General features: G+C 68.6%; 22 protein-coding genes and 4 tRNA genes. 16 read left to right on the forward strand and 10 right to left on the reverse strand.

Annotated features, from left to right (window positions below; genetic code table 11):
- Positions 1-2: 2 nt before the first annotated feature.
- Positions 3-74, reverse strand: a tRNA-Val gene (locus tag JZ792_RS04370).
- A gap of 343 nt (positions 75-417) precedes the next feature.
- Here JZ792_RS04370 and JZ792_RS04375 point away from each other — a divergent pair.
- The 5 genes from JZ792_RS04375 (at position 418) to JZ792_RS04395 (ending at position 2,968) form a co-directional block, all read left to right on the forward strand.
- Positions 418-490: transfer RNA gene (locus JZ792_RS04375), tRNA-Gly, on the forward strand.
- Positions 491-537: 47 nt separating this feature from the next.
- A tRNA-Cys gene (locus JZ792_RS04380) sits at positions 538-608 on the forward strand.
- A gap of 1 nt (position 609) precedes the next feature.
- Positions 610-684 (forward strand) — tRNA-Val (locus tag JZ792_RS04385).
- Positions 685-1,108: 424 nt separating this feature from the next.
- Positions 1,109-1,612, forward strand: a complete 504-nt coding sequence (locus tag JZ792_RS04390) for a DUF2004 domain-containing protein (protein ID WP_216907081.1) — start codon at positions 1,109-1,111, stop codon at positions 1,610-1,612.
- A gap of 156 nt (positions 1,613-1,768) precedes the next feature.
- Entirely contained in the window at positions 1,769-2,968 is a 1,200-nt protein-coding gene (locus JZ792_RS04395; RefSeq protein ID WP_308165140.1) for a sigma factor-like helix-turn-helix DNA-binding protein, read from the forward strand.
- A 53-nt stretch (positions 2,969-3,021) separates the two neighbouring features.
- Here JZ792_RS04395 and JZ792_RS04400 read toward each other — a convergent pair whose 3' ends face one another.
- The gene (locus JZ792_RS04400) at positions 3,022-3,933 is read right to left on the reverse strand and encodes a hypothetical protein (RefSeq protein WP_254189278.1); all 912 of its coding nucleotides are present in this window, start codon (positions 3,931-3,933) and stop codon (positions 3,022-3,024) included.
- A 551-nt stretch (positions 3,934-4,484) separates the two neighbouring features.
- Between JZ792_RS04400 and JZ792_RS04405 the strand changes: the two genes are divergently transcribed.
- The gene (locus JZ792_RS04405; protein ID WP_216907083.1) at positions 4,485-5,609 is read left to right on the forward strand and encodes a hypothetical protein; all 1,125 of its coding nucleotides are present in this window, start codon (positions 4,485-4,487) and stop codon (positions 5,607-5,609) included.
- A 10-nt stretch (positions 5,610-5,619) separates the two neighbouring features.
- On the opposite strand, the gene JZ792_RS04410 is transcribed toward JZ792_RS04405, so the two are convergent.
- Together JZ792_RS04410 and JZ792_RS04415 are read right to left on the reverse strand one after the other, a co-directional pair.
- The gene (locus JZ792_RS04410; protein WP_216907085.1) at positions 5,620-6,546 is read right to left on the reverse strand and encodes a LysR family transcriptional regulator; all 927 of its coding nucleotides are present in this window, start codon (positions 6,544-6,546) and stop codon (positions 5,620-5,622) included.
- A 261-nt stretch (positions 6,547-6,807) separates the two neighbouring features.
- Complete coding sequence (locus tag JZ792_RS04415) at positions 6,808-8,499, reverse strand: flavin-containing monooxygenase (protein WP_308165141.1); 1,692 nt, start codon at positions 8,497-8,499, stop codon at positions 6,808-6,810.
- Positions 8,500-8,545: 46 nt separating this feature from the next.
- Between JZ792_RS04415 and JZ792_RS04420 the strand changes: the two genes are divergently transcribed.
- Both JZ792_RS04420 and JZ792_RS04425 read left to right on the forward strand, forming a co-directional pair.
- Positions 8,546-9,778 carry an MFS transporter gene (locus tag JZ792_RS04420; RefSeq protein WP_216907087.1) on the forward strand — a complete coding sequence of 411 codons (1,233 nt, stop codon included), beginning with the start codon at positions 8,546-8,548 and terminating at the stop codon, positions 9,776-9,778.
- Positions 9,775-10,314 carry a GNAT family N-acetyltransferase gene (locus JZ792_RS04425; protein WP_216907089.1) on the forward strand — a complete coding sequence of 180 codons (540 nt, stop codon included), beginning with the start codon at positions 9,775-9,777 and terminating at the stop codon, positions 10,312-10,314. Before JZ792_RS04420 ends, JZ792_RS04425 begins: the two co-directional genes overlap by 4 nt.
- A gap of 27 nt (positions 10,315-10,341) precedes the next feature.
- On the opposite strand, the gene JZ792_RS04430 is transcribed toward JZ792_RS04425, so the two are convergent.
- Both JZ792_RS04430 and zapE read right to left on the reverse strand, forming a co-directional pair.
- Positions 10,342-11,142, reverse strand: a complete 801-nt coding sequence (locus tag JZ792_RS04430) for a tyrosine-protein phosphatase (protein WP_308165142.1) — start codon at positions 11,140-11,142, stop codon at positions 10,342-10,344.
- A 58-nt stretch (positions 11,143-11,200) separates the two neighbouring features.
- Positions 11,201-12,220 carry a cell division protein ZapE gene (zapE, locus tag JZ792_RS04435; protein WP_216907093.1) on the reverse strand — a complete coding sequence of 340 codons (1,020 nt, stop codon included), beginning with the start codon at positions 12,218-12,220 and terminating at the stop codon, positions 11,201-11,203.
- Positions 12,221-12,255: 35 nt separating this feature from the next.
- On the opposite strand from zapE, the gene JZ792_RS04440 reads away from it, so the two are divergent.
- From JZ792_RS04440 to msrB, 4 genes are all read left to right on the forward strand, one after another.
- Positions 12,256-13,017, forward strand: coding sequence for a pyrimidine reductase family protein (locus JZ792_RS04440; RefSeq protein WP_216907095.1), 762 nt, complete (start codon positions 12,256-12,258; stop codon positions 13,015-13,017).
- Between the two features lie 80 nt (positions 13,018-13,097).
- Positions 13,098-14,651, forward strand: coding sequence for an alpha/beta hydrolase (locus JZ792_RS04445; RefSeq protein ID WP_216907097.1), 1,554 nt, complete (start codon positions 13,098-13,100; stop codon positions 14,649-14,651).
- A gap of 60 nt (positions 14,652-14,711) precedes the next feature.
- Positions 14,712-16,082 carry a glycosyltransferase family 87 protein gene (locus JZ792_RS04450; RefSeq protein WP_216907099.1) on the forward strand — a complete coding sequence of 457 codons (1,371 nt, stop codon included), beginning with the start codon at positions 14,712-14,714 and terminating at the stop codon, positions 16,080-16,082.
- Complete coding sequence (msrB, locus tag JZ792_RS04455; protein ID WP_216907101.1) at positions 16,079-16,522, forward strand: peptide-methionine (R)-S-oxide reductase MsrB; 444 nt, start codon at positions 16,079-16,081, stop codon at positions 16,520-16,522. The genes JZ792_RS04450 and msrB overlap by 4 nt, the downstream gene beginning before the upstream one ends.
- An 89-nt stretch (positions 16,523-16,611) precedes the next feature.
- Here the strand turns inward: msrB and hemQ are convergent, their stop codons facing one another.
- The 3 genes from hemQ to hemE form a co-directional block, all read right to left on the reverse strand.
- On the reverse strand, positions 16,612-17,307 hold the full coding sequence (gene hemQ, locus JZ792_RS04460) for a hydrogen peroxide-dependent heme synthase (protein WP_216907103.1): 696 nt from the start codon (positions 17,305-17,307) through the stop codon (positions 16,612-16,614).
- A gap of 115 nt (positions 17,308-17,422) precedes the next feature.
- Positions 17,423-18,778 (reverse strand): protoporphyrinogen oxidase, encoded by a 1,356-nt coding sequence (locus JZ792_RS04465; protein WP_216907105.1) that lies wholly within the window; start codon positions 18,776-18,778, stop codon positions 17,423-17,425.
- A 19-nt stretch (positions 18,779-18,797) separates the two neighbouring features.
- Positions 18,798-19,853: a uroporphyrinogen decarboxylase gene (gene hemE, locus JZ792_RS04470; RefSeq protein ID WP_216907107.1), complete on the reverse strand. Its 1,056-nt coding sequence runs from the start codon at positions 19,851-19,853 to the stop codon at positions 18,798-18,800.
- A 258-nt stretch (positions 19,854-20,111) separates the two neighbouring features.
- On the opposite strand from hemE, the gene JZ792_RS04475 reads away from it, so the two are divergent.
- Together JZ792_RS04475 and JZ792_RS04480 are read left to right on the forward strand one after the other, a co-directional pair.
- Entirely contained in the window at positions 20,112-20,663 is a 552-nt protein-coding gene (locus tag JZ792_RS04475) for a DUF3000 domain-containing protein (protein WP_254189310.1), read from the forward strand.
- A 22-nt stretch (positions 20,664-20,685) separates the two neighbouring features.
- Positions 20,686-21,960 (forward strand): ribonuclease D, encoded by a 1,275-nt coding sequence (locus JZ792_RS04480; RefSeq protein WP_216907109.1) that lies wholly within the window; start codon positions 20,686-20,688, stop codon positions 21,958-21,960.
- Between the two features lie 18 nt (positions 21,961-21,978).
- On the opposite strand, the gene dxs is transcribed toward JZ792_RS04480, so the two are convergent.
- Positions 21,979-23,919, reverse strand: coding sequence for a 1-deoxy-D-xylulose-5-phosphate synthase (gene dxs / locus JZ792_RS04485; RefSeq protein WP_216907111.1), 1,941 nt, complete (start codon positions 23,917-23,919; stop codon positions 21,979-21,981).
- 191 nt (positions 23,920-24,110) lie between these two features.
- On the opposite strand from dxs, the gene glsA reads away from it, so the two are divergent.
- The gene (glsA, locus tag JZ792_RS04490) at positions 24,111-25,976 is read left to right on the forward strand and encodes a glutaminase A (protein ID WP_216907113.1); all 1,866 of its coding nucleotides are present in this window, start codon (positions 24,111-24,113) and stop codon (positions 25,974-25,976) included.
- Between the two features lie 17 nt (positions 25,977-25,993).
- Positions 25,994-26,665 (forward strand): SIMPL domain-containing protein, encoded by a 672-nt coding sequence (locus JZ792_RS04495; RefSeq protein WP_216907115.1) that lies wholly within the window; start codon positions 25,994-25,996, stop codon positions 26,663-26,665.
- Positions 26,666-26,679: the final 14 nt, after the last annotated feature.

The following is a 26,679-nucleotide window of genomic DNA, read 5'->3' on the forward strand; positions in this document are numbered from 1 at the left end:
AGTGGTCCCAGCTGGTTTCGAACCAGCGACCTTCCGCGTGTGAGGCGGACGCTCTCCCGCTGAGCTATGGGACCGAACTGTTGTGGTTCCGGCGCGCCCGAGGCACTCCGAACGAGTTGGAACATTAGCACGCACTACCGGTCAGGCACCAAATCGCCACCCTGGGCGGCGTTCGCGGTGAGGGCACGTGAGTTTGGCCGGACGTACAGCGGCGGAGATCGCGGGGCGACATACGGAGGGAATACCCCCTCGCAGACTCGGACAGCGCCGCATCGGCCGCAACCGCCCCTGCGACCTCACCCGTAACACGCCGGTTTCCATGCGTTCTACCAGCAGATTTGTACCTTTCACCGAGCGTCCGCTAATGTTCTGTCTCGCACCACGGAGGCCGAAATGAGCCCCCGGGATCGCAAAAATGCGGATGTAGCGCAGCTGGTAGCGCATCACCTTGCCAAGGTGAGGGTCGCGGGTTCGAATCCCGTCATCCGCTCGAGAGGTAGGGCTTTTAGCAGTTGGAACAGCCTTCCCCCTTCGCACGGTGGAGTGGCCGAGTGGTGAGGCAACGGCCTGCAAAGCCGTGCACACGGGTTCGATTCCCGTCTCCACCTCGCGCGATTAGCTCAGCGGGAGAGCGCTTCCCTGACACGGAAGAGGTCACTGGTTCAATCCCAGTATCGCGCACCACCATAGCGGCAGGTCAGCCCCGGTTTTTACCGGGGCTGATTTTGTTTGTGCCCACCCTCGTCCTCACGATGCCCCGAGTCCGATTTGGTGTCGGCCCCTGTCGACGCCGTGATGGACCAGTCGAGACAGGGCCCGTCACGCTGCCGTACCGGACGTACATTCGTCGGCCAAGCCATCCCGAGACGAGTCCAGCTCGGCGACGAACTCACTGCCCACAGATCCGAGAGTCCGCGAAACCGGCCTGGTTGCTCTTTCATCGGCATCGGCCGCCGGTCTGTTCGGCAACTACGGACCAGCCTGTGGTGGCGGACCGGCCGCAAATCGCAGAGGCGGTGCGGGATGACCGCCTGGCGAGATCGCGTATTCGAGTGTCGTGGGCTGCCGGTCCGGAAACCCATCGCCTGACGTATGGCACGATCCGACCATGAATCACCTGACCAGCCGGTTCGCGGGACGCGTCGATCTCACCGACGACTCGGTGGCCGGCGCGGTGCTACCTGCTGGAATAGACGGATTCGGCGCGGGCACCTGGTATTGGATTCACGGTGACGCGACTCTGAACCAGAGCGAACTCGACAAGGCGGAGGCCGCTCTCCTCGATGTGAAGGCTTTGGCCGCTGAGGCTTTCGCCATTTTTGCCACCGAGCTGACCGATCCCCGGTCGACGACGTCATTGTTCCGCGATGTGCATCTCGAGGAGATCCCCGAAGAGATGGCGTGCGACCTTTTCGACGTGGACACCTGTGCGGCTGTCACCGACAAGGTCTTCCTCGACCATCTACTCCTCGTCGGCATAGCGGTCGGCCCCACGGCGACGCGACGGGTTCTCGCACTCGACTTCGCAATCGGCGCCGACAAGCCCACCGACCAACTGCTCGTCGCCGTGTGGGATCGGAACAACACCGTCACCGTCCACCACGAGAGCTGATCCCGGCGCGTCACCCGTCGACAGCGCCACGACACCGGGGCACCGTTATCCAAAAATGATTCTCCGCGTCGGGCCCTTCGACCTCCCGGTCCTTGTCGGTGGCCGGGGTTAGTCTGACCCGCGCAGGTGGTTGTCTGGGCGAGACAGGGGTGTGGTGTGACGGCGAGTCGGGATGCGGTGGAGCCGGAACTGCTCGACGACGTCGCGGGGGATATCTCGTTCGAGCTCGAGGAGATCAACGAGCTCTTGGCCGAGTTGATCGAGTGGCAGGGTGAGCGGCGGCGCAGGGATGCCGAGATCGTCGCGTTGCGGCTGGGGGTTTCCGGGGAGCGGCCGGAGACGTTGGCGCGGATCGGGGCGCGGTTCGATCTGGCGCGGGATCGGGTCAGGCAGTTGCATACGCGGGCCGTGGGGCAGTTGCTGCGTGACGCGCAGGCGACGGGGCATCGCTCGGCGGGGGTTTTCGCGGCGCGGTATCCGTTGGACGCACGGGATCAGGGGTTGGTGCGGGCGCTGTTGATCGAAACGTATGCCACCGATACCGATCTGGCGGCGAACGAATTGTCGTATCTGAAATTGCGGTTGGCGGGGCACGCTCCCGAGGACGCGAAACGTGTCGCGGGGTATGTCATGCAGCGAATAATGGCGTGGCAGAAGAAGACCAGGCGGCGGCTGGCGAAATTGCACGAGACCGAATCCACGGGGGCGCTGAGTTCGTGGTTGTCGCAGGTGGAATGGCCCGCCTCGGGGGTGGCCGCGGCGCTTCCGACTCGTTCGGCGCGCACCGTGGACGGTGACGACGACGCGCGTGGGCGTTTCTATCTGGGCAAGGTCGGCCGGGAGGTGGCCTTCGATTCCGCGCTCGAGGCCAGACTGTTCCAGGAGCTGACGGCGAGTGAGGCGGTCGAGACCTTCCAGGAGGAGCCGGGCACGGTCGAGTACGAGATCGACGGCGTGCGCCGGGTGAGCTATCCGAGTGTGGTGGTCCGGTTGGGTGACGGGCGGGTCGTCCTGGTCGACGTGCAGCCGCTCGGGCACGTCGGTTTCCACGTCCACCGGGTCAGGTCCGCGGCGGCGCGGCAGTACGCGCACGCGAACGGCTGGGGATGGCTGATCTGGACGGGTAGTCGCACGGGGATCGCCGACCTGCTCGGCCGGAAGGTCGACGCGGGCGTCGAGAACAGGGTGCGCGAACTGCTGGACAGCGGACCGGTGTTCTGGTCGACGTTGCGGCCGGTGCTGGCCGAAACCGGTATGGAACTCACCGATTTCATCGCACTGGTGCTGCGCAACGACTGGCGGTGGGATCGGGCGCCGTTCCGGCTGCGGGCCGCGGGCGAGCCGCGCGCGGTATAGACCATCCCCGACCGAGTCGATACCGCGCGGCGGTCACCGGAGCCGTCGTCGGCTCATTTCACCACCATCGCCCCCGCGACGAAGGTGACGATCAACAGCATCGAAGAGTAGGTGATGAGCTGCCAGTGGCTGATGGTTTGCTGCAAATTGGCGATGGTGGCGCGCAAACTGGTGTCGATCCGATTGTGGTCGGCGAGTTTGCGGTTGACCTCGGCCAGTGAATCGGCCCTGGTCTGCATGTCTATTTCGGCGCGCTCGAGCCGGGTGGTCAGTTTCATGACCTGTTTCTGCTTGTCCCGCACGGATTTACGGGACAGCGCGAGCGCGGTGCGCTGGTTGACGAGTTCTTGGCGCTGCCGGGCGATGACCGCCGCCTGTGTCCTCGTGTGATGCTCCCAGTCCGCCACTGTCGCCCAACCTCCCGTCATCTCGTCGCGATAGCCCCAGGCGATATCGCCCGCCACCCAGCCCTTGATGAACTCGCGCAGTTCGAACGGCGCGCGGCGCGGCACCGCCAGGGCGGTATTCGCCGCGTCGAGCATGCCGACCTCGGCGAGGTAGTCGCAGGCGGGCGGCGCGAAATCGGCGATGCCCAAGGCGGGTACGTGTGCCACCCAGTATCCGGGCTGGCACAGCCACAGCACGCCGTCGCAGCCCGCTTCCCGCAGCCGGGCCGTATGTTCCTGTGCGAGAGCGCGATCGAGTGGGCCGCCGCGCACTTCGATCGCGTACTTCCGGTCGCCGACGCGCCAGAGGATGTCGACCCGGTGGATCCCGACACGCTGGTCGACTTCGGCGGTATCGGCTCCGAAGGCCACGAGCCTGCCGCACAACCAATATTTGAGCCGTTGGATATCCCATTGCGCGGCGGCGCATCCGGAGCAGTGGCAGCTGTAGCGCGAGCGCGAGCCGGTGGCGCCTGGCTGCTCGGCGTCGAGCTCCCCCATCCCCAGTTCGGCGAGCATCGTACGACGACCACAAGCTTCGACCGCTCGTTGTTGCGTACTCACGCGTCACACCCCTAGCCCATACCACCGCCGGTCTCGCGACCTACTCCATAGATCAAGAGTGCGCTCATCTTCGCACTGCCGCCAGCCCCCTTTACCCCGCGTTCGCGCGCGCCACATCGGCCACGACCACCCGTCACCAGGTGATGCGCCCTGCATCACAAGGGGTTTCGCAGCGACATGCGAGAGGATCGCCACAGATTTTCCGGTCTATTGACCTTTGCGGCCAATCCCGAGGACACGGCTCCGCTGCCCGCGCGACCGATCCGCCTCACCAGCGCGTACCCAACCCCGCTCTTCGAACCCGACACGAGCCCGCTTACCCTGGGTGCACCTCGCGCGGGTACGCACTCGCGCGGGGATACGCGAAAGCCTGTGCGACAGCCGACGGACCCGAGCATCGGGGACCGGGGCCGTCGCGGAACTCTCACCCCGCGCATCGACCTACCGACGGATAGAATCGGCCGGCCACGGCGGAGTTCCTGGCATCGACGGGGAAGAAGGTACGGATGGAGCACGGCCAGCGTGGCGCCGAGTCGATCGGCGTGATCTTGTCCGGCATCGCGGAGATTCTGCGCGAGGTCAGCGACAAGCTGGATGCTGTGGCGGCCAAGGTGGAAGAAGACCGTCCCGACGACAGCGCGCTGGCCACCCGGCTGGCGAAGCTGGAAGCGTGGGCCTTCCGTACCGAGCAGGACGTCGCCGGCCTCGGAACCCGGGTCGAGACCATCGAATCGGGGACGGTCGCCGCCGATGCCCCCGTCGACAACGTTCCCCGGCCGCAGCCCGCCGCCGCACGCGCCGACAGCTCGCCTCGTCCGCAGCCGGGCAGTCGGGCCGAACGGCGTGAGCTGGCGGCCCGCGCCGAGCAGGAACCCGCGATCGAACGTCCCGCGCGCGCCGAAGGACAGCTCCCCGTACGCGGTGAGAGCCAACTCCCGGTCCGCGGCGACCAACAACTCCCGGTGCGCGGTGAGAGCCAACCGTCGGTCCGGGTCGAGCACGACCTGCCGACCAGGGATAAACCGGCCGCGCGTGAACGTCTCCTACCCCGCGCTGCGGCGAGCCGCGGCGAACGCACCGAGGCGACGGTGAATTCCCACACCGATATTCCGGATCCGGCGCCGGCTCGGTCGGCGTCGATCCAGGTGAACGGTGAGCGGCGCATCCCGCCGGTGCCCGCCGAATTGCACGACTGGGTCGATCCGATCCCCGCGACGGTCACGCCGACCGAGCCGACCCCGCGCAGCACGACCCCGCGCAGCACGACTCAGGCACCGAGCGTCACACCGGCCGCCGAACGTACCGATTCGTTCACCCCGCGCTACGAACCCGTTCCGGTCGACGCCGCTGCGTCCAACGGTCAGCACGTGGCGGACTACACCGTGCACAGCGACCGCCTCGAGATCGCCACCAGCAGTAACGGCCGACTCGAGCCGCCGACGCTCAACGGGCACGCGAGTTCCTCGATGACGGTGGCCCACGCGGAGAGCGAGACCAACGGGTCGCACCGCTCGATCATCGAGGAAACCGGTCACGTCGACAAATTGCAGGCGATGCTCGACGAACTCAAGCGCAATCCGCACGGTCCCTTCGGCAAGCCGATCGGCAGCCCCGGCGAAATGCCCGCGTAGCGGGGCTGGTTCACCGACGCCGACGTCGCCCGCCCCGGTCCGCGGGCGGGGCGAGAACCGTGCGGATCAGTTCACGCAGCCAGCGGTGCCCGCTGTCGGCGGTATTGCGCGGATGCCAGGCCAGCGAGACCGTGACTTCCGGTAGCGGCAGCGGTATTTCGAAGGTGCGCAGATCCAGGGCCGCCACGGCGGATGCGCCGAGGTGCGCGGGGGCGGGACAGACCGACACTCCGGAGCGGACGGCCAGCAGCGCCGACGCGAGGTCGGGGACCGTGGCGACCACGCGTCTGGTGCGTCCGTGCAGGGCCAGCCGGTCGTCGATGGGGCCGTTGGCGCGACCGAGGCGCGAGATCGCGAGATGGGCGGCGGCGGCGTAGCGGGCGACCGTGACCCGCTCGGAGACGAGCGGATGACCGGGCGCGGCGACGCCGACCACTCGATCACCGAAGAGCCTCTGCACGGTGGTCTCCGGGTCGGTGCGGTCGATGGTCCCGACTTCGATGTCGACGCGGCCGTCACGCAGCGCGGCGGTGTCCTCGGGAGCGTCGGGGCGGAAATGCAGGGTGACGCCGGGGGCTTGGGCCCGCACGGCGGACAGCAGCGGTGCGATGAGTTCGGTGCCGACGGTGTCGCCCGCGCGGATCGCGAAGGATCGCTTGAACCCCGCCGGATCGAGACCGCCGCGCGGACGCAGCAAATCCCGGCCCTGGCCGACGAGGGTGTTGACCTCGTACCGTAATTCGAGGGCGCGCGGGGTCGGCACGAGGTTGCGTCCGGCGCGGACGAGCAGCGGATCGTCGAGCACCCTGCGCAGTCGCGCCAGAGTCCGACTCATGGCGGGAGCGGAAGTGTTCAGCCGTTCCGCCGCCTTGGTCACGCTGTTCGTCTCCAGCAGCGCATCCAGTGCCACCAGCAGGTTCATGTCCAACGTGTCCATTGCTGGATTATCACCAATGGAATGATCGGCGACCAAAATCGCAACGCCGATAATCCGCGCGCATCGCGCTCGCAGAGTGCGCCGTCGGGGCCGGGTCGATGCGAAACCGCTGATCACCGCATGGAGACCGACCGCGCGGCGAGCCCGGACGGCGACCGCGCATACACCGGATTCGACGGCCGGGTTAATTGTCGGCAATCCGGCGAATCCGAATCGTCGACCAGCGTTCCGACGCTCGATCCCGACGCACCACGGCGTCGGTCAGCTCAGGTCGGCGCGGCTCCGCTGTGGTTCCCGCTGCGGTTCGACCGTCGCCGGACCCGACGGCGCGGCGTGGCTCTTCGCACCGAGACCGCGGTAGGACGCGGGCTTGACGGGACGGACCCACTGCGCCAGCCGCGTTCGCAGCGGTAGTCGGTACTTCAGGTCGCGCAGCAGTTCGTCGATGTCGTGCAGGGCGAACGGGGTGATCGCGGTGCCGTGGGCGTGATGGCCGCCGGTGCCCGCGTCCATCCACCGCAGTCGCTCGTCGACCTCGGCGATCATGTCCTCGTGCGTGGGCAGCGTCAGTCGACCCTGGAGCAGTGCGGCGGTCCAGTGCGCCGCGACCTCGGCGTTCAGTTGGCTCAGGACCGAGGAGTTGTAGCCCGCGAAACTCAGATTCGGCACCTCCACCGGCAGGATGTGGCGATGGAGACGGAAATTGCCGTCCTCGTCGGTGAGCCTGCGCTGCACGTAGGGGGTGAGGAAGGGCACGCGCTGCTGGAAACCTGTCGCGCACAGCACGACATCGGCCTGCACGCGCTGTCCGTCGGACAGGTCGACCGCGGGCCCGGCCTTGGTGCTGAGCATCTCGGTGACGGTGGTGTCGCGGTGCACGATGATCCGCCCGTCGCGGACCTGTTCGTAGAACCCCTCGGTGGTGAGGCCGACGGTGCTCTGCGCGATCTCCTCGAACCGCCCCGGCGGGACCAGGTCCAGTTCGCGCAGCAGCATCTTCTTCGTCGCCAGTTCGCGCATGACGTCGAAATTGCTGTCGCGGAACGAACGGCCCTTGCCGTGCAGGAAGCGTTCGAAACGGTTCAGCCGGTGGTAGCGGAAGTGCGCCTCCCCCAACCTGGTCAGCGACAGGCGCTCGTAATCCAGGCCGAGTCCGGGTTTGCGCGGCATCTTCCACATCAACCGGCGGGCCACGACCCTGGTCGATGCCGCCACGTGGCTCACGGCCTCGGCGACGTCGCAGGCGGATTTGCCGTAGCCGACGACCAGCACGGTCTTGCCGCGCACGGATTCGACATCGTGGAACTGCGAGGTGTGCAGCAGTTGACCGCCGCCGACCTGGTACAGGTCGTCGCCCCGGAAATCGGGGATCGACGGCTCGCTGAACACGCCGTTGGCGACGACCAGGTGGTCGCAGGAGGCGCGGTGGATACCGGTGTGGTCGCGGATCTCGAGCAACCAACCGCTGTCCACCGGATCGGCGGCGACGACCTCGGTGCCGAGGCGGAGGCTGTCACCGAGACCGAAGTGGCGGACGTAGCCCTCCAGGTAGGCCTGCATCTGCGCGCCGTCGGGTACGTCCGGATAGTCCTCGGGCATCGGGAAATCCGAGTAACGGTAGGTGCGCTTGGTGTTCTGGGCCCGCAGACCTGGATAGCGGCGTGTGGCACTCCACACGCCGCCTACATCGGGTGCCTTGTCGAACACCTCGATCGGAAAACCTTCCCGACTCAAGACCTTCGCGTAGGCCAGGCCCGCAATACCCGCACCTACGATCGCGATGCGGTTCCCGCTCGTCATGGGCACCGAGATTACCCGCCCGCAGGCGACGGCAATGCCCGCGTGCCTGATTTGCTCCAATCCGGCGGCGTCGAGCCCGGTGAACAGCCGCCGATCGGGCGGTGTGACCACCGAGCGAGCCCGGCCCGCGAGGACCATCGTGATGTTGCGCACCCGCGTCCGATCGCGTGGCGGTAGGCCCGCCGCTACCCTCCTTGGGATGAGTTCGATCGCACCCGACCTGCGCCGAGCCCGGATCGCGGACTCCTTCGCCTTCGGGACGCAGGGATTCTTCTTCGCCGTGGTGCTCAGCCACCTGCCCCAGCAGCAGGAGAAGTTCGGGCTGTCGGACGGGACCATCGCCGCGGGCGTGCTGTTGGCCTCGCTGCTCGCGGGCGGCGGCAGCCTGGCCGCCGAGAAATTCGCGGCACGTTGGTCGAGCCGGACCGCGCTGCGCCTCGGACTGGTGCTGATCACGGTGACCGGCTGCGCCATCGCGTTCGCGCCGAATACCGCGGTACTGCTCGCGACGCTCGGTTGCTACGGCATCGCGCTCGGCGTCGTCGACGCGAGCACGAATATGCAGGCGGTATTCATCCAGCACGGTTACGGCACCTTCATCCTCGCGTCGTTCTACGCCGCGTGGAGCGCCGGATCGATCGGCGGCGCGCTGTTCGTCGCCGCGACCGAGGCACTGGAGGTCACACTGCGGCTGTCGCTGGTCCTCGCGGCGGCGCTGGTGCTGGTGGTCGGGCTGGTCGTCGGGCCGCGTCTGCTCGGACGCGCCGAGGCCGAGGCCGCGCCCACCGAAACCCGCGCGGCCGCAGGGCAGGCCGACGAGGCGGGAACTGTCTCCTCGCGCACGTTTCTCGCGCTCGGACTCGCCGTCGCGCTGGTGTTCGCGATCGACCTCACCGTCGGCAGTTGGTCCGCGCTCTATCTGACCGACGAGCTGCTCGCGAGTTCGGCCACCGCGGCGTTGGCGCTGGCCGCGTATCAGGGCGCGTCGCTGCTGGCCAGGCTCACCGGCGATATCTGGGTACGCCGTCTCGGGCCTCGGCGCGTGGTGCGCTGGGTGGCCGTCCTCGGGGTGAGCGGTATGGCGGTGGTGGTGGCCGCGCCCGGCCCGGTGCTCGCGATCGCGGGATTCCTGGTCGCCGGATTCGGTATCGGCGTCATCGCCCCGCTGTGTTTCAGCGAGGCGGGACGGCTCGCGAGCGGCACGGCGCTCGACGCGATCGTCGCGCGGCTCAATCTGTTCAACTACGCGGGAACCCTGGTCGCCGGGTTGGTCGTCGGCGGCATCACCGCGGCGCTGACCTACCGGGTCGGCTTCGTGGTACCGCTGATCTGCGCGGCGGCGTTGCTCTTGCTGACCAAGACCTTCCAGTCCCGAGCCGAACCGGGCAGCCGTCCCGGATCGACGCGCGGACATGCTGTACTGGACACATGAGCGAGACCTCCGTCACCGTCGACCGGGCCGGACTGTGGGACGCCGAGGCCCTCAGTGACGTTGCCGCCGCGACTTTTCCGCTCGCGTGCCCACCCGGAACCACACCGGACGACATCGAGATCTTCCTCGACGAGGTGCTGTCGGGGGAACGTTTCGGCGAATACCTGACCGACCCGACGCGGACCGTGCTCAAGGCCGTCGCGGACGGTGTCATCGTCGGTTACGCGATGCTGCACGCGGACGATCCGGAGGACCCCGATGTCGCGAAGGCGGTGGATCTGCGCCCGACGGTCGAGATCTCGAAGCTGTACGTGCTCCCCGGCCACCACGGCAGCGGTGTCGCCACGGCTCTGATCGAGGCCGCCCTCGATCGGGCCCGCGAGGACGGCGCGAAAGGCGTGTGGCTGGGCGTCAACCAGGAGAACGTCCGTGCCCAGCGTTTCTACGCCAAGCACGGATTCGAACGTATCGCGACCAAGACCTTCCCGGTCGGTAATCAATTCCACGACGATTACGTGATGCGCCTGATCTTCTGAGGCCCGCGGCCGCGTGCGGTATCCGGATCAGGCCAGCATCTTGGCTTTCAGAGCGGCGACGTCGGCATCGGTGAGTTTCAGGCCGTCGCGGACGTAGTTGTCGAAACCGCCGTAGGTCTGGTTCACCTGCTCGAAGGCCGCGTCGAGCCAGGCGGGCTGCACACCGTTGAGCGGATCGGATTCGTCGGCGCCGCGGTACTCGTTGGACAGCAGGTAGTCCTGGCGCACGGTGTCGCGGTCGACGCCGAGGATGGTCAGCAGTACCGCCGAGGTCCAGCCGGTGCGATCCTTGCCCGCGGTGCAGTGGTAGAGCACGGCGCCGTCGCGGGTGTCGATGATGTCGCGCAGCACCGAGGCGAACGCCGCGTTGGCGCCCGGCGCGGTGATGAAGGCGCCGTACAGGTCGTCGCCGCCGGTCAGGGTGGTGATCAAGGTCTGCGGCGGGGCCTGGCCGATGACGTCGTCCCAGTGTTCGGTGACGCCCGCGGGCACGCGATCCGGTCCGGCGGCGCGCTCGAATCCGGTGCGCAGATCGGCGACGACCCGCAGGTCGCGGTCGGAGAGCACCGCGAGGTCGGCGGGGGTGGCGTTGTTCAGCTGGCCGGTGCGATAGACCAGGCCGGTGCGCACCCATTTGCCGTCGGTGGTGCGGTAACCGCCCGCGTCACGCGCGTTCTGCACGCCGGTGAGGCCGAGGGCCCGGTCGAAGGCCGTGTCGGAGGCAGGCGCGGCCATCGCGGCGGGGGCGATGGCGACCACGGGGCCGAATGCGAGCGCCAGTCCGGCGGCAGCGGCGACGGACGCGCGGATGAGGTGATGTTCGGCCACGGTGGTTGGCTCCCTTCGTCGTCCCCCGGTACTTCCGATCATGACATCGGCCCCGAGGTCACGCGGTGGCGGCCTCGAAGCGCGAGAGCGCGAGCAGGCGTGAGATGGCGCGCAGGTACTTCTTGCGGTATCCGCCGTCGAGCATCTCCTGGGAGAAGACCTGATCCAGTTTGGCGCCGGACACGGTGACCGGGACGCTGGCGTCGTAGAGCCGGTCCGCCAGTACGACGACGCGCAACGCGACGGCCTGATCGGCGACCGGATGCACCCCGTCGATGTACACGGCCGACACCCCGGAGATCAGCGCGCCGAACTTCGACGGGTGCAGGGTGCTCAGATGTTTGAGCAGCGCGTCGAAATCATCGAGGGTGGACCCCGGTGTGGCCGAGGCCCGTTCGGCCAGCAGTTCGGACGAGGTCGGCTCGGGGGCGGGCGGCAGATCACGGTGGCGGTAGTCGGGGCCGTCGACGCGCACGGCGGCGAAGATCGCGCCGAGTTTCTTGATCTCGCGCATGAAGTCCTGTGCGGCGAAACGGCCTTCGCCCAGCTGGCCGGGCAGGGTGTTGGAGGTGGCCGCGATCGAGACCCCGCGCGCGGACAGCTCGGTCAGCAACCGCGACACCAGCATGGTGTCGCCCGGATCGTCGAGTTCGAATTCGTCGATGCACAGCACGCTGTTGGCGGCCAGCCGATCGACGGCGTTGTTGAAGCCGAGCGCGCCGACCAGGTTGGTGAGTTCGCCGAAGGTGCCGAAGGATCTCGGCGCGGGCGCGGTGTGGAAGATCGAGGCGAGCAGGTGGGTCTTGCCGACGCCGAAGCCGCCGTCCAGGTACAGCCCGGCGCCGTCGATCTGCTTCTTCTTGCCGAAGAGGTTCTTCTTGTTCGCCGCGTGATGGATCTTGGCGACCTGTTTCGCGAACTCCTCGGCTTTGCCCACGGCCGCGGCCTGGCTCGGTTCGCCGGGATCCGGAATGTAGGAGGCGAAACTGACCTCGTCGAACATGGGAGGCGGCACCATCTGGGCGACGAGTTGATCCGCCGGAACCTCGGGGTGGCGATCGACGAGACGTTCTTGCATGGACGAAGCCTAGTGACGTGGTGTGATGTTGTTTCATGCAGCGTATCCACAATGCGACCCAGCTCACAGCCTCGAACGCCGACGATCTGGCGGAGCTGTACGCCTACCCGTCCGCACTCGACGCCCCCTGGGTCCGAGCGAATTTCGTCTCCAGTATCGACGGGGCCGCTACCAGCGGCGACCTGTCCGCGGGACTGGGCACGCCTGCCGACAAGACCGTCTTCATGTTGTTGCGCGACCTCGCCGACGTGGTCCTGGTCGGCGCGGGCACGGCGCGGGCCGAGAACTACGGCGGCGCCAAGACCGATGCCGATCGCAGGCGCGCGCTGCACGCGAAGGGTCTCGGCGGTCATGGCGACGGCACGCCGCCGCCGATCGCCGTCGTCACCGCGAGCGCGTCCCTGGATCCGGAATGCCGTCTGTTCACCGATACCACCGTCGCACCGCTGATCATCACGACCGCGACCGCGACCGCGGAGAGTAAGCGACGACTGGTGGACGCGGGTGCGGACGTGGTGGAAGCGGGGGGTGTCGCGGTGACGCCACGGGCTCTGCTCGCCGCGCTGGCCGAACGGGGCCTGTACCGGGTGCTGTGCGAGGGCGGTCCGCATCTGTTCGGCGAATTGCTGGAGGCCGACGCGGTCGACGAGTTGTGCCACACCACCGCTCCCCTGTTGGTCGGCGGCGCGGCTCGGCGAATCTCACTGTCCGCGCACGAGTTCCGACGTCCCATGGAACTCCGGCACACGCTGGTCGACGACGACGGCACCATTCTGACCCGCTGGGTCAGGCGCTGACGGCCACTCGGGCGGTCTCCGGGCGGCACATCGGCGACCGCTGTGTGAAACAGCGGGCCGAACCTGGCAGGCTGTAGCGCATGCGCTGGACTCGAGCCGCCGTCATGGCATCGGCACTCTCGATCATGATCGCCGGTTGCGGTGCTGGCCCCTCCGACCGTCCCGACGTCGCGGTCGAGCGCCCCGGGGTCGCGAGTAACCCGACGACGTCCGCCGCCGCCGCGCCGCCACCGATGGCCGAGGTCCCCAAAACCGATCTGAGCTGGCGCGACTGCACCGCGCCCACCCTGAATCTGCTCGGACTCGGTCCCGCGCCCTCGGGTCTGGTCCTCGATTGCGCCGAATACTCGACCCCGATCGACGCCTCGGGCAGCGTCCTCGGCAGTTTCCGCACCGGCGCGATGCGCGCGCGGCTGGCGCAGACGCCGACCGACGTGCCGCCGCTCGTGTTGACCTCGGGCACCGACCGCTCCTCCACCGCGACGCTGGCGGGTCTCGCGGTGGGCGGCCCGGCGCTGTTGAGCGACCGTCCGATCGTCGCGGTGGACCGACGCGGCCTCGGCAGCTCGCAGCCGATCGACTGCCTGCCCGCCGAAATCCGGCGCGGGCTGGCCGACAACGGCCAGTTCGGTCCCGGCGCCGCCGATCAGGTGGGGGCGGTGTCGGAGTTCAGCCAGGACGGCACCATCGCGTGCCGGGACTTCCTGCAACCCTACGAGGGCACCTTCGACGCGACCCACGCCGCCGACGACATCGAACAGTTGCGCAAACAGTGGCAGGTGGAGCGCATCGACCTGCTCGGCTCCGGGAACGGAGCGAAGGTCGCGCTCAGCTATGCCCGCAAATTCGGTGACCACCTCGCCAAACTGGTCCTCGACTCCCCCGAACCCATCGGCACCGACGCCGTCACCAAGGAAGAACAGCGACTCCAGGGCGCCGAGGCGGCCCTGAGCGGTTTCGCGCAGCGGTGCGTCGGGCTCAGCTGTTCGCTCGGCGCCGATCCGCGTGCCGCCGTCGCCGATCTGGTCGTGCGAGCGGGTAACGGCGGGCTCGGCGACATCTCGGCGAACGCGCTACTCACCACGATCACCGGATTCCTCGGCGCACCGCGGGCCGACCAGGCGAGCCGGGTCACCGAACTGGCCGACGCGCTCTCGGCGGCCGGGCGCGGCGACCGCGGCGCACTGTCGACGCTCATGCTGCGGGAATCGGCCGCCACCGCGAGCGACGGCCAATTCGTCAACCGGTGTACCGACACCCAGCAACCCCCGACCCCGTCCAAGGCCACGGAACTGCGGACCACCTGGGGACAGAAGTATCCGGTCTTCGGCGCGGCGGCCGCCGTCGCGCTCATGGACTGCTCGGCCTGGCCGGTCTCGGCCGCCCCGCCCCTGCCGACGAAACTGAATATCCCCGTGCTGGTCATGGTGGGTATCGCCGATCCGGTGGTCGGCAACGGCGGCACCGCGTCGGTGACCGGCGCGCTGGGCGCGGCGGGCGCTCAGCACGCGACCGTGACCTGGCAGGGCTGGGGCCATCCGGTCTTCACCCATTCCGGCTGCGCCCAGCGCGCATTGCTCGACTATTTGAAAACCGCGAAGCTGCCCGCCGACGCGACGGCGTGTCCGGCCTGACCCGATCACCCCGTTTCGCACGCTCGAAGCGGTCCCGGCAACCTATCCGCCACGGTTCCGGTGTACCGTGCCCCAGTGTTACTTCGACAGATCGAGCCGCGCACCGCTCGTACCACCGCCGAGGTGATCAAGTTCGCATTGTGGCCGATCGCGGTCATGACCGTGCTGAACCGGGTCTTCATCAAGGCTGTCAACGGATTCGTCACCGATGACTACGCACCCGTGTACAACGCGTCGAAGGCCTTTCTCAACGGCCTCCCGGTGTACACGGCGAATTTCGACTCTGTCGATCCGCACTACCTGTACCCGCCGGGCGGAACGCTGCTGATCGCACCGATCGCGATCATCGATCCGGAGAAGTCGCGGTGGTGCTTCATCCTGCTCAACGTGCTGGCGATCCTGCTCGCCTGGTACCTGTTGCTGCGGCTGTTCAAGTACACGGTGAATTCGGTGGCGGCCCCGGCGCTGCTGCTGGCGATGTTCATGTCGGAAACCGTCACCAACACGCTGGTCTTTACCAATGTGAACGGCTGCATCCTGCTGGCCGAACTGCTGTTCATCCACCTGCTACTCAAACGCCGCGATCTGTGGGCGGGCGCGGTGCTCGGTCTGAGCATCACGGTGAAACCCACACTCGCTCCGTTGATCTTGATCGCTGCGGCCAGGGGTCAGTGGAAGGTGTTCATCACCGCGATCGGCGTGCCCGTGGTGACGACGGCGATCGCGTGGCCGCTCATCAAGGACACCGATCAGTTCTTCAGCAGGACCCTGCCCTACATCCTCGAGACCAGGGACTACTTCAACAGCGCCATCGCGGGCAATGCCGCCTACTACGGGCTGCCCGACTGGCTGACCTGGAGTATTCGCCTGACGATGGCGGTGCTGGTCGGCATCTCGCTGTGGCTGCTGTACCGCTACTACCGCTCCGACGAGATCTTCTTTGTCGCGACCTCCTCCGGTGTCCTGCTGACCGCGTCGTTCCTGCTGCCCGGACTGGGCCAGATGTACTACTCGATGATGCTGTTCCCGCTGCTGATGACGGTGGTGCTGCGCAATTCGCTGGTGCGCAACTGGCCCGCCTGGCTCGCGGTCTTCGGATTCATGTCCTACGACAAGTGGCTGTCGGATCGCTGGCAGGGCATCGGTCGCAACCTGGAGTACCTGCGCATCACCTTCGGCTGGACGCTGCTGCTGCTGGTGATCTTCTGCGTGCTCGGCGACCGCTATCTCGCCGCACGCCGGGAGGGACGCCTGTCCACCGGAATCCTCGATCCGGCGTGGATGCGCGACGCGCCGGATTCCCGCGATCAGGAGTCCGCCGAAGCCGCGGTCACCCCGGATTCCGCGCCCGAACCGGCCGTGGCGGAGACGCCGAGGCCGCGCAACGGGGCGGCACCCTCCGCGGAGAAACGTATTAGCGTGGAGCCATGAGTGCCGACGCCGATACGTCACTGCCCGCCCCCAGAATCCAGCTGACGCCCCAGGAGTGGAAGGTCAAGCTGAACCCCGAGGAGTTCGCGGTTCTGCGACAGGCCGCGACCGAACGTCCCTTCATCGGTGAATACACCGACACCAAGACCGAGGGCGTGTACGAATGTCGCGCCTGCGGGGCCGAACTGTTCCGCAGCACCGAGAAATTCGATTCGCATTGCGGCTGGCCGTCGTTCTTCGACCCGGCGAAATCGGAGGCCGTGATCCTGCGCCCCGACGACAGTCTCGGCACGCACCGGGTCGAGGTGCTGTGCGCCGACTGCCACAGCCACCTCGGCCACGTGTTCGAGGGCGAGGGGTACAACACGCCCACCGACAAGCGCTACTGCATCAACTCGATCGCACTGCGGCTGCACCCCGCGGACACCGCAGCGCGGTGAGAACGGGCTGCGCGCTCAGCGCAGCGTATTCGTCACCGAAATCGCGCGCATGCCCCGATTTGCCGGGGCATGCGCTCACCGGGTCGCGATCAGGGCAGCGAGGCGATGAGCTTGTCCAGTTCCACCCGGGGGCCGGTGTAGAAGGGGATCTCCTCCCGCACGTGCAGGCGGGCCTCGGTGGCGCGCAGATCGCGCATGAGGTCGACGATGCGATGCAGTTCCGGCGCTTCGAAGGCGAGGATCCACTCGTAGTCGCCGAGGGCGAACGAGCTCACCGTATTGGCGCGCACGTCCGGGTAGCCCCGTGCCGCTTTCCCGTGATCGGCGAGCATCTTGCGCCGCTGCTCGTCGGGCAGCAGGTACCACTCGTAGGACCGCACGAACGGGTACACGCAGATGTAGTTGCCCGCCTCCTCACCGGCGAGGAAGGCCGGGACGTGGCTCTTGTTGAATTCGGCGGGACGGTGCAGCGCCACATTGCTCCACACGGGGGTGCTGGCGCGGCCGAGTTCGGTCGTGCGACGGAAATCGGCGTAGGCGGCCTGCAGATCCTCCACGCGCTCGGCGTGGGTCCAGATCATGAAATCGGCGTCGGCGCGCATGCCCGCGACGTCGTAGACACCGCGGACGACCACGTCACCGTCGGCGAGGCCGTCGAAGAACGCCCGCGCGTCCGCGACGGCTTTGGCCCGATCCTCGCCGAGCACACCGGGGTTGACTCGGAACACCGAGAACATCAGGTATCGGATGGTGGAGTTGAGTGCCTGGTAATCGAGTCGCGCCATGATTCCTATCGTGCCACTGGGCGTGGAACCGGTGTCGGGGCGGGCCGATCACGCGTGCGCACCTCGACCCCTGACGGCGCAGTCCCCCGCCGCTCTCTGGGTATGAAGCGGGCCCTTACCGCTGCGGCGTGAAGCGGGCCGCCAACCGTCGCGCGGCGCGTTCCCCCGAGGCGACGCAGGCCGGGACGCCGACCCCGCGCAGGTACGCACCGGCCAGGGCGAGGCCGTCGAGATCGGCTGTACCCGATTCGATCTCGGCGACGCGGTCGAGATGGCCGGGGGCGTATTGGGCCAGACCTCCCGGCCAGCGCTGGACGACGGCCTCCAGTGGGTCGATCCGAATCCCGGTGACGGTCGCCAGATCCTGGGCGGCTGCGGCGATCAACTCGTCGTCGGACCACGACAGTGGCGCGGGGTCACCGAATTTGGCGAACGACGCGCGGACCAGGGCGGTCTCGCGGGCGCCCAGATGCGGCCATTTGCGGCTGGACAGGGTGAAGGCCTTGGCGCGCAGTGGTTCTCCGGTCGCGACCAGGATGCCGGAGTTGTCGGGCAGGGCGGTGTCGCCCGGCAGTGACAGTGCGACCACGACCGACGACGACAGCTCGATTCCGGCGGCGGCGGCCGCCGCGTCGGGTGCGACGGTGCGCAGCAGGCGGGCGGTGACGGGCGCGGGGGTGGCCAGGACCACGGCGTCCACCGCGCCGATCGGGTCGACCACCCAGCCGCGCGTCGACCTCGCCAGTCGCGTCACCGCGGTCTCGGTGAGTATCCGGGCCCGCGAGCGCTCCGAAAGCGCGTGCAGCAGTACGCGGTAGCCGTCGCGGATACCGCCGAACACCGGGGCGTCCGACGGCGGCGGCATGGCGGCGGCCACCGCGGCGGTCAGGTTGGGCGCGCCCGCGTCGAGCGCGGCGGCCAGGGTCGGCACGGCCGCGCGGACGCCGATGGATCGCGAGGTCCCCGCGTACACGCCGCCGAGGAGCGGATCGACGCTGCGTTCGGCCACCTGCGCGCCGAAACGGCTCGCGATCAGGCTGTAGACGTCGATGTCGGCGTCGGGATACCAGGCGAACGGGCGATGCGGTTCCTCGGCGATCATGTCGACGGTCTCGTCGTCGACCAGTCCGCGCACGGATTCGGCGGTCGACGGAATGCCCATCAGCGTGGCCTCCGGCATCGGATGCGCCGCACCGCCGGACCAGATCAGCGGCCTGAGTCCGGCGGGTACGACCAGTTGCTCGGCCAGTCCGAGTTCGCGCAGCAGGGCGGGCACCTCGGGCCTGCGCCCGACGAACGCCTCGGCTCCCAGATCGACGGGCTCCCCGGCCAATTCACCGGTATACAGGATGCCGCCGACCCGCCGACCGCGCTCGACGACGACGATATCGGCATCGTCGCCGACCGTCGTGCGCAACCGATACGCCGCGACCAATCCGCTGATCCCGCCACCGACCACCGCGATCCTCATACGACGACCGTAACCCCTGTCAGAGTTCGTGGATGAGCTGAACCAGCGCGGTGAGCACCCCCGGGTCGGTGTCGGGCAGCACGCCGTGGCCGAGGTTGAAGATGTGACCGGCGGCGCCGAGGGTGATCGCCTCGTCGGCTTCGGCCGCGATACGCCTCGCCTCGGTCTCGACCGCGGCGGTGCCCGCGAACAGCACCGCGGGATCGAGGTTGCCCTGCAACGCCTTTCCCGGACCGACGCGGCGCACGGCGTCGGTCAGCGGCACCCGCCAGTCGACACCGACGACGTCGGCGCCCGCCTCGCCCATGGCTCCGAGCAGTTCGCCGGTGCCGACGCCGAAGTGGATCCTCGGCACGCCCGCGTCCGCGATCTCGGCGAATACCCGCTCCGAATGCGGAAGCACGAAATTGCGGTAGTCGGCCAGCGAGAGCGCGCCCGCCCACGAGTCGAACAGTTGCACCGCGTCGACGCCCGCGGCGAGCTGGGCCTGGAGAAAAGCGATGGTGATGTCGGTGAGAGCGCCGAGCAGCGCGTGCCAGGTCTGCGGGTCGGCGTACATCATCGCCTTGGTGCGCTCGTGATTCTTGCTCGGCCCGCCTTCGACCAGGTAGGACGCCAAGGTGAACGGCGCGCCCGCGAAGCCGATCAGCGGGGTGTCGCCGAGCGCGTCGGTGAGCAGCCGCACCCCGTCGGTGACGGCACCGACCTCCTCCGGACGCAGCCGTGGCAACGCCTTCACATCGGCGACGGTACGGACCGGCGAGGCGATGACGGGGCCGACACCTGGCACGATGTCCAGGTCGATCCCGGCGGCCTTGAGCGGAACCACGATGTCGGAGAACAGGATCGCCGCGTCCACGCCGTGCCTGCGGATCGGCTGCATGGTGATCTCACACACCAGCTCCGGATCGAAACACGACTCGAGCATGCCTATGCCCTTGCGCAACTCGCGATACTCGGGCAGCGACCGTCCGGCTTGCCGCATGAACCAGACCGGGCGCCTGCTCGGCTCGCCACCGGTGGCGGCGGCCAGGAACGGGGCATCGGTCAACCGGCGGCGGGTTTGAGTGCTCATCACCGCTCATCGTATGCGGGCCACCGGACCGACAGGCGTCGGCCCACCGCCGCGCGGAGACGTTCCGAGTCGATCTCACCGGAGCCCGCCGAAACCCCCTCGCGGCCGCAAGAGCCCCGCGTGCGGCGCGCCTCCGACCCCGCCGGGCGCACAAGGTCTACCGTCGCATCCGTGACACCGCTCGACATCCGCGACGGCGCCGCACCGACCGAGGGATCCGATGGCGAACCAGCTCCGTTTCGCGCTGCGGTCGAGGCGATGGGCTCCGCAACTGTGCACCCCCGGATCGAGCTTGCGCCCATCCGGCCGCCGCAACGCCTCGCCCCGTACTCCTATGCGGTCGGCGCCGAGGTCAAACACCCCGAAACCCCCGTGGTTCCGGTCGATTCCGAGGGCGATGCCTTCGGCAGGCTGATCCTCCTACACGACCCGGACGGTGACGACGCCTGGCACGGGGTCTTCCGGCTGGTCGCCTATATCCAGGCCGATATCGACGCCTCGCTCGCCACCGACCCGTTGCTGCCCGAGGTGGCGTGGAGTTGGCTGGTCGAGGCGCTGGACTCGCGGCCCGAGCCGTACACCGCGCTCGGCGGCACCGTCACCTCGACCAGTTCGGTGCGCTACGGCGATATCGCGGGACCGCCGCGCGCGCACCAATTGGAGCTACGGGCCTCGTGGACGGCGGTGACCACGGATATGCGCCCGCACGTCGAAGCCTTCTGCGAGGTGCTCGCCTATTCGGCCGGTTTGCCGCCCGCCGGTATCACACATCTGCGGCCGGACTCGTACACGGGCAACGACCTCAGTTGACAGCAACGTAAAGTGCAGGTCTATGCCGGTAGCAGACGAGCCCGAAAAAGGGCACATCGTGGAGGAAAGCACAGCAGAACCCCTGCTCGCGCCCGCCGATGGTGTGCCACCGGTCCTGGTTACGGCGGCCGAGGTCGCCGACGCCGCCGCGAAGATAGCCTCGGGTAGCGGACCACTCGCGGTCGACGCCGAACGGGCGTCCGGTTTCCGCTACTCGGCGCGCGCGTACCTGATCCAGTTACGCCGGGCCGGTGCGGGCACCTTCCTGGTCGACCCGATTCCGGTCACCGACGCGCTCGCCCCGCTGGCCGAGGCGATCAACGACCTGGAATGGGTGCTGCACTCCGCGGACCAGGATCTGCCCGGACTGGCCGAACTCGGGCTGCGCCCGGCGCGGCTGTTCGACACCGAACTCGGCGGCCGACTGGCGGGCTTCGAACGGGTCGGACTGGCGGCGATGGTCGAACGCCTGCTCGGGCGCGCGCTGCGCAAGGGACACGGGGCGGCCGACTGGTCGACCAGACCGCTACCCGACGAATGGCTCAACTACGCGGCACTCGATGTCGAGCTACTGCTCGAACTACGCGACGAGGTCGCCGCCGCCCTGGACGAACAGGGTAAATCCGATTGGGCCGCGCAGGAATTCGAGCATGTGCGGATCACCGAACCGTCAGCTCCCAAACCTGATCGCTGGCGGCGGACCTCCGGAATCCACACGCTGCGCCGCGCCAGACAGCTGGCCGTCGTGCGCGAGTTGTGGACCGCGCGCGACACGCTGGCGCGGGCACGGGACGTGGCGCCCGCCCGCATTCTGCCCGACGCGGCGATCGTCTCCGCCGCCACCGCCGACCCCAAGACCATCGCGCAGTTGCGGACTTTGCCGGTCTTCGGCGGCCCGCGCCAGCGCCGGTACTCCCGCGACTGGCTCGCGGCGGTCGAACAGGCGCGCACCATGCCCGACAGCGACCTCCCGCCGCTGACCCAGCCGTTCGACGGCCCGCCCCCGGTGAATCGTTGGGAACGGCGCGACCCGACCGCGGCCGCCAGGCTGGTCCGGGCCCGCGCCGCGATGGGAGAACTGAGCACCACGCACGCGATCCCGGTCGAGAATCTGCTCTCGCCCGATCTCGTGCGGCGGCTGTGCTGGGACGGCCTACCCGATTACGACAAGGTCGGCGACGAGTCGGAACTGTCGTCCGCGATCGACGGTTTCCTCAAATCCGGCGGAGCGCGACCGTGGCAGCGCGAACTGGCGGTATCCGCCCTGACCGAAGCGCTGACGCCACGGGAGCCGTGAGGCCGGTCCCCGGACCGATCAGACGGCGGCCTCGCCCGGCTCGGTACCCGCGTCGACCCGGACCGAGCGCGCGTCCAGCCAGCCCGCGATACGACGGGAGATGTCGGGGGCGGTGAGTCCGAGTTCCTCGTGCACGTCACCGCGGGTGGCGTGATCGAGGAATTCCTGCGGCACGCCGAGGTCCCTGGTGGCGACGTCGAGTCCGGCGGCACGCAGCCGCGCCGACACCGTCGATCCGATACCGCCGTGCAGGCCGCCGTCTTCCAGGGTGACGACCAGGTGGTAGTTCTCGGCGAGTTTGACGATGGTGTCCGATACCGGAAGCACCCAGCGCGGATCGATGACGGTGACCGAAATCCCCTGGGGCTCGAGCAGTTCCGCGACCCGGATGGCGGTCTCGGCGAAGGCGCCGACCGCGACGAGCAGGACGTCACCGCGTCCGGTCCGCGCGCCGCCGTCGGAGGCGGCCAGGCGCAGCACATCCACTCCGTCGAGCCGTTCGATCGCCGAGATGTCCTCGCCCACACCACCCTTGGGGAAGCGGAGCACGGTCGGCCCGTCGTTCACGGCCAGCGCCTCGCCCAATTCCTCACGCAGCGTGGCGGCGTCGCGCGGGGCGGCGACCCTGATGCCGGGAATGATGCCGAGCAGCGACAGATCCCACATGCCGTTGTGGCTGGCGCCGTCGGGTCCGGTGATACCGGCCCGGTCGAGCACGACCGTCACCGGCTGCTTGAGCAGGGCCACATCCATCAGCAACTGGTCGAAGGCGCGGTTGAGGAAGGTCGAGTAGATGGCGACCACGGGATGCATCCCGCCCAGCGCCAGTCCGGCCGCCGAGGCCATCGCGTGCTGTTCGGCGATGCCGACGTCGAACATCCGCTCGGGGAAACGTTCGCCGAAGGGCGCGAGTCCGGTCGGGCCGGGCATGGCGGCCGTGATCGCGACGATGTCGTCGCGGCGTTCGGCGTGGGCGATGAGTTCCTCGGAGAAGACCGAGGTCCAGCCGAGCGCTTTCTTCCCGGCCAGCGGACGGCCGGTGAGCGGGTCGATCGGATCGCAGGCGTGCATCTGATCGGCCACGTGGTTCTCGGCGTGCTCGTAACCGTGCCCCTTCTGGGTGACCACGTGCACGACGACCGGGCCGCCGAAATCCTTGGCCCGGCGCAGCGCGGCCTCCACCGCGACGATGTCGTGGCCGTCCACCGGACCGACGTATTTCAGTCCGAGATCGCTGAACAGTTCCTGCGGGCTCACCGCGTCCTTGATGCCCGCCTTCACCGCGTGCACCATCGAATACGCCGATTCGCCGACACGCGGAATGCTCTTGAGGATGCGCTTGCCCGCGTCGAGGGCGTGTTCGTAGGCGGGCTGGGTGCGCAGCGCGGTCAGCCGATCGGCGAGACCGCCGATGGTGGGCGCGTAGGAACGACCGTTGTCGTTGACGACCACGACGACGGGACGGTCCGGCGCGGCGGCGATATTGTTCAACGCCTCCCAGCACATGCCACCGGTCAGCGCGCCGTCACCGACGACCGCGACCACGTGCCTGTCCTGCCCGCTCAACGCGAACGCCTTCGCCAGTCCGTCGGCGTAGGACAGCGAGGCCGACGCGTGCGAGGACTCGACCCAGTCGTGCGCGCTCTCGGCGCGGCTCGGGTAGCCCGACAGACCGCCCTGCTGACGCAGCGAGTCGAATCGGTCCTTGCGACCGGTCAGGATCTTGTGCACGTAGGACTGGTGACCGGTGTCGAAGATGAGCGGGTCGGCGGGCGAATCGAAGATCCGGTGCAGGGCGATGGTCAACTCGACCACTCCGAGGTTGGGGCCGAGGTGCCCGCCCGAGGCGGCGACCTTCAGCACCAGGAACTCGCGGATCTCCTCCGCCAGTTCGCGCAGTTGCGCCACGGTAAGCCCACGCAGATCTTCGGGCGTATCGACCCGGGAAAGCACTCCCACCTGAACTCGCTCCCTCCGGATTTTGCGTCTGATCCGATCAGTCTACGGAGCCGAACCAGTGCTCTCGCTCGACGTCTGCCTGTCACCAGGCAACTCCGGCGCCGAATGTGAGGCTCCACACGACATGCCGCCTCCGAACTCACGGCCCGGCGCGACGGCGCGACCCACGTTACCCGCCCTACAGTGGTCGTGTGGCCGAGCCCGAGCATGTGCGTCCGCGAGCCGACGATCCGGGTGTGGTGGCACGTATCGTCGCCGACGTCTACGAGTCCTGCCGCGCCGACAGGTCGGGCGAACTGGCCGACTACATCCCCGAACTGGCTGCGGTGGAGCCCGATTCGTTCGCCCTGTGCCTGGCCACCGCCGACGGCAGGTTGTACGCGGCGGGCGACGCCGAGACCGTGTTCACCATCCAGTCGATCTCCAAACCGTTCACCTACGCGCTCGCGCTGGCCGATCGGGGGCCCGAGTCGGTCGGCCGACACATCGATGTGGAGCCCTCCGGTGACGCGTTCAACGAGATCAGCCTGGATCCGGTGACCGAACGCCCACGCAATCCGATGATCAACGCGGGCGCCATCACCGCCGCCTCGCTGATCGCCGGACGTGACGCGGAGGACAAGTTCGAGCGGATCCGGCGCTGTTATTCACGCTTCGCCGGACGCGAACTGACCATGAACGAGCCGGTGTACGCCTCCGAGGCGCGCACCGGCTTCCGCAATCGCGCCATCGGTTACATGCTGCGCTCCTTCGGGATCATCGAATCCGATCCCGACGACGCCGTCGACCGCTACTTCCGGCAGTGCTCGGTCGATATCACCTGCCGTGACCTGGCCGTCATGGCGGCCACCCTGGCCAACAACGGCCTCAACCCGCTGACCCGCGAGCGCGCGCTCACGCCCGCGCTGACCGAACAGGTGCTCAGTGTCATGACCACCTGCGGCATGTACAACGCGGCGGGCGATTGGGTGACCACCGTCGGGCTGCCGGCCAAGAGCGGGGTCGGCGGCGGCATCCTGGCCGTACTGCCCGGCCAGATCGGCATCGCGGTCTACTCCCCGCGCCTGGACGCGCACGGCAACAGCGTGCGCGGTGTGGCGGCCTGTCGCGCGTTGTCGCGGCGGCTGGAACTGCACTTCCTGCACGTCACCCGGGCGGCGCGCACCGCGGTGCGCGGCGATTACACGGTGGCGGAGGTGCCGTCGCGGCTGCGTCGCGACACCGAGGACATGGAACTGCTGACCGCGTACGGGCACCGCGCCAGGCTGTACCAACTCGACGGCGATCTGCTGTTCGCCGGCGCCGAACGCGCGGTCAGGACCATCGAGGCGCAGGCGGGCGAGTTGGACGCGCTCGTCATCGATGTGCGCAGGGTCGGCGAGGTCAGCGGGATCGCGGGCGACATGCTCGGCGAATTGCAGACCGAACTCGCCGCGTCCGGATGTCTGGTCGCGCTCGTCGACCCGGACGCGCGGCTGGGGCGCACGGTCTCCGGCCTGGATCCGGACGATCCGCGCGGCCGGGTCTTCCTGGACCGCGACACCGCGACCGAGTGGTGCGAGGACGTCCTGCTGCGGCGCTACCGTCCGCCGGGCGACCGACTGCCCGCCGTCATCCCGATCGTCGAGCATCCGGCGCTGGCGGCACTCGGACACGAGGACAGGGTGCGGCTGGCCGAGGAGTTCGAGGTGCGCACCTTCGCGCGCGGGGAGGTCATCGTGGCGCGCGGCAGCGCGCGCTCGGGGCTGTATCTGATCCTGGAGGGGCGGGTGCGGCTGGGATTCGAAGGGGCCGACCGGCGCGATCATCGGCTCGTCACCCTCACCGCCGGGATGTCGTTCGGCGAGATCCCGATGCTGGTCGGGTCGCCGTTCGTCAACGAGGCGCGCGCCGAGAAGAACGTGCGGCTGGCGGTACTCGGGCCGCGGCGGTTCGACACACTCGCCGAGGAGGCGCCGCATCTGAAGTTGGCGCTGCTGGAAAGGCTCGCCGCGGGAGCGTATTCGCAGATGGACGCGGCGGTGCGGTCCATCGCCGTCCGCGGCGGGGACTACTGACGGAGCAGGAGAACACGGTGGGCAAGAACCAGAGGAAATCCGCGACGGGCACGGTCACGACCTTCGGGCGCGGCTCGGTGCGCGCCACCCCGGATCTGATGCGGGTCACCGTCTCGATCGAGTCGCGAGCGGAGCAGGTCGCGCTCGCCTACGGGCAGGCGGGTGCGCGGGTCGGCGCCGTGACCGAAGCGCTGCGCGGCCACGGCATTCCCGGCTCCGATATCGCCACCGGCGGGTTGTCGGTGCGCACCGAGACGGTCTGGACCGAAGGGCAGGGCAACCGGATCACCGGTTATCTCGCCACCACCGACCTGACGGTGGTGCTGCGCGAGATCGGGGCCGACGCCGATCCTGGACCGGCCGCCGTCATCGCCGATTGTGTGGCAGCGGGCGGTGACGATGTGCGACTCGGCGGCCTCGCGCTGAGCGTCGCCGACCAGGCCGGACTGCTGGCCCAGGCCCGCGACGCCGCCTGGGACGACGCCCTCGCCAAGGCCGCGCAATACGCCGTCCGCGCGTCGCGTGTCCTCGGTCCGGTCATCGAGATCACCGAGAACACCGCGTCGCCGGTGCCCGTCGCGCCGCGTCTCATGGCGGTGTCGGCGCCCGCGGGCGGTGCGCCGGTCCCGATCGAAGCGGGCGAGACCGAGATCTCGGCGAATCTGCGCGCCACCTGGCAATTGGACTGAATCCGAACCGGCTC

The sequence above is a fragment of the Nocardia noduli genome (genome assembly GCF_019038455.1).
In the GTDB taxonomy this organism is placed as follows: domain Bacteria; phylum Actinomycetota; class Actinomycetes; order Mycobacteriales; family Mycobacteriaceae; genus Nocardia; species Nocardia noduli.